Genomic DNA, 2,666 nt, shown 5'->3' with positions numbered 1-2,666 from the left:
TTACTTTTTCTGATTCTAGTTGTTCTACTTTTGCTTCTAAAACCTTGGCTAAATTATATATTTCAGTCGGATTTAAGGCTTGGAGCAAATTGGTCTGAGTGACGATTCCTAATAGTTCGCCAAATTCACCTGTTACCGCCAAGCGCCGAATCAACCTTTGCTCCATAATTTGCTGCACCGTCAAGAGGTTATCCTCTGGTTTAACGGAAAAGATCGGCGTACTCATCACCGTATGCGCGATACAGGTTTCAAGGTTTAAGCCTAGGGCTTGAAACTGCACAACATCACGCTCGGTCACTATGCCCACAGGAATTTGTAGGGAGTTATCAGTACTACACGTCTCAACAATCATCACCGAACTAATTTTCTGCCCTGCCATCATTTGCGCGATCGCCAACATAGAGCGATCGGAGACAGCACACACTACATCAGAAGTCATCACCTCAGACACCAATCGCAGCCGCAAGAGATCGATGGGTCTGGTAATTTGTCGTAAACTTTCGTGAGTCACCATTCCCACGAGGAGATCTTGCTCATTGAGAAGCGGCAAATGGCGAATGTGGTATTGCTGGAGCAGATTGACTGCTAAAAACAAATCTGTAAAGTCAGACTCGCGCAAAGTAACCACGGGATGAGCCATCACCTCTCGGACTAATAGACGATTGAGGTCTTGCTGCTGAGCGCTGAGGCGAACCACATCGCGCTCGGTCACTACGCCGATTAACTTTTCATCTTCTAATACCAAGACACAGCTAGATCTTGCCTCTTGTTGAAATTGTTGCTGATGATTGTCGCTATGATTCTCCGCATCACATTGCGATCGCCCACTACTCATTAAGGCGATCGCCTCCATGACAGTTGCATCGGCAGACACCACTAAGGGATTTGGAATGATTGCCGACTTCAAGTCATTAGGTCGCATAGAATGTGCGAGAGTAAGCATAAACAATTCGTGAAATCTAATGTATATTCTACTTCCTTTTGCCTAAAATACTCCGAATTGTATCAGCTAATGTTTTTAGCTTAATAGGCTTGCTTAAATATTCATTAGCTCCTGCTGCTAGGCATCTTTCGCGATCGCCTGCCATTGCCAAAGCTGTTAAGGCGATAATTGGAATATCTACTAAATTGGGATTGAGGCGAATTTGTTTAATTGCTTCAATCCCATCAATAACTGGCATCTGGATACCATTAAAATCAAGTCGGGATGCTCCGCTTTGGCAAGATCGATCGCCTGTTGTCCATCAATTGCCAATAAAATGCGGTAGCCCTTAGCTTCAAGGTAACTAGAGAAGAGCATTAATGTAAGAATCATTAGTCACAGTAATTAGCTCATGGGTAACAGCATTAAGCGCACCAAGGACGTTAAAAAGCTGTCTTCCCGTGCCAGATTTGACAAACAAGCGTTCAAAACACCACAAAAAGCCTAAATTAGGACTCCTATAAATCACAGTGAATTTGCGCTGTTTGAGGGTGATGTACATTGATTTCCATCGATCTATCCAAGTTTTTAGAAGCCGAATGACGCTTGATCTCATGAATGGATAAATAGGTAGCTACTAACTTGCTTAAGGCTGCAAATCTAAGCGATATTGGTATCGATTTGGATGCATTACTGGGTGAAAACACTAACGAATCCCCATCATCCGCTTAAGAATGTATCTAGATTTTGGCGCATTGTTGTTGGTCGTGTGCTGTGCAATAGTATAAATATCGATTGGGAAGTATTTTGAACTCAGACATTATCAAACTTTCTGCACTGAAGTCAGCAATTATTCGAGATCTTTTGGTCGTCGATCGCGCTGCAACTGTCATGGATGCGATCGCCTTAATGAGCAGTGAGAGATCGCAATGTGATGTAGAAAATCATAGCGACATTCATCAGCAACAATTTCAACAAGAGGCAAGATCTAGCTGTGTCTTGGTATTAGAAGATGAAAAGTTAATCGGCGTAGTGACCGAGCGCGATGTGGTTCGCCTCAGCGCTCAGCAGCAAGACCTCAATCGTCTATTAGTCCGAGAGGTGATGGCTCATCCCGTGGTTACTTTGCGCGAGTCTGACTTTACAGATTTGTTTTTAGCAGTCAATCTGCTCCAGCAATACCACATTCGCCATTTGCCGCTTCTCAATGAGCAAGATCTCCTCGTGGGAATGGTGACTCACGAAAGTTTACGACAAATTACCAGACCCATCGATCTCTTGCGGCTGCGATTGGTGTCTGAGGTGATGACTTCTGATGTAGTGTGTGCTGTCTCCGATCGCTCTATGTTGGCGATCGCGCAAATGATGGCAGGGCAGAAAATTAGTTCGGTGATGATTGTTGAGACGTGTAGTACTGATAACTCCCTACAAATTCCTGTGGGCATAGTGACCGAGCGTGATGTTGTGCAGTTTCAAGCCCTAGGCTTAAACCTTGAAACCTGTATCGCGCATACGGTGATGAGTACGCCGATCTTTTCCGTTAAACCAGAGGATAACCTCTTGACGGTGCAGCAAATTATGGAGCAAAGGTTGATTCGGCGCTTGGCGGTAACAGGTGAATTTGGCGAACTATTAGGAATCGTCACTCAGACCAATTTGCTCCAAGCCTTAAATCCGACTGAAATATATAATTTAGCCAAGGTTTTAGAAGCAAAAGTAGAACAACTAGAATCAGAAAAAGTAA

Annotated in this window: 2 protein-coding genes and 2 pseudogenes; 1 reads left to right on the top strand and 3 read right to left on the bottom strand. The window is 44.0% G+C overall.

Annotated features, from left to right (window positions below):
- The 3 genes and pseudogenes from APA_RS21800 to APA_RS21790 all read right to left on the bottom strand — a co-directional run.
- The coding region (locus tag APA_RS21800) for a CBS domain-containing protein (RefSeq protein WP_236579963.1) at positions 1–943 on the bottom strand (943 nt) is incomplete at its 3' end.
- A gap of 28 nt (positions 944–971) precedes the next feature.
- Positions 972–1,294 (bottom strand): annotated as a pseudogene (locus APA_RS25340) (response regulator); the annotation flags it as partial.
- A gap of 1 nt (position 1,295) precedes the next feature.
- A pseudogene (locus APA_RS21790) lies at positions 1,296–1,430 on the bottom strand (IS630 family transposase); the annotation flags it as partial.
- Positions 1,431–1,729: 299 nt separating this feature from the next.
- On the opposite strand from APA_RS21790, the gene APA_RS21785 reads away from it, so the two are divergent.
- The coding region (locus APA_RS21785; RefSeq protein ID WP_236579959.1) for a CBS domain-containing protein at positions 1,730–2,666 on the top strand (937 nt) is incomplete at its 3' end.

Origin of the sequence: Pseudanabaena sp. lw0831 (assembly GCF_016584665.1) — a bacterium.
In the GTDB taxonomy this organism is placed as follows: Bacteria; Cyanobacteriota; Cyanobacteriia; order Pseudanabaenales; family Pseudanabaenaceae; genus Pseudanabaena.
This window is presented reverse-complemented; position numbering and strand designations above follow the sequence as displayed.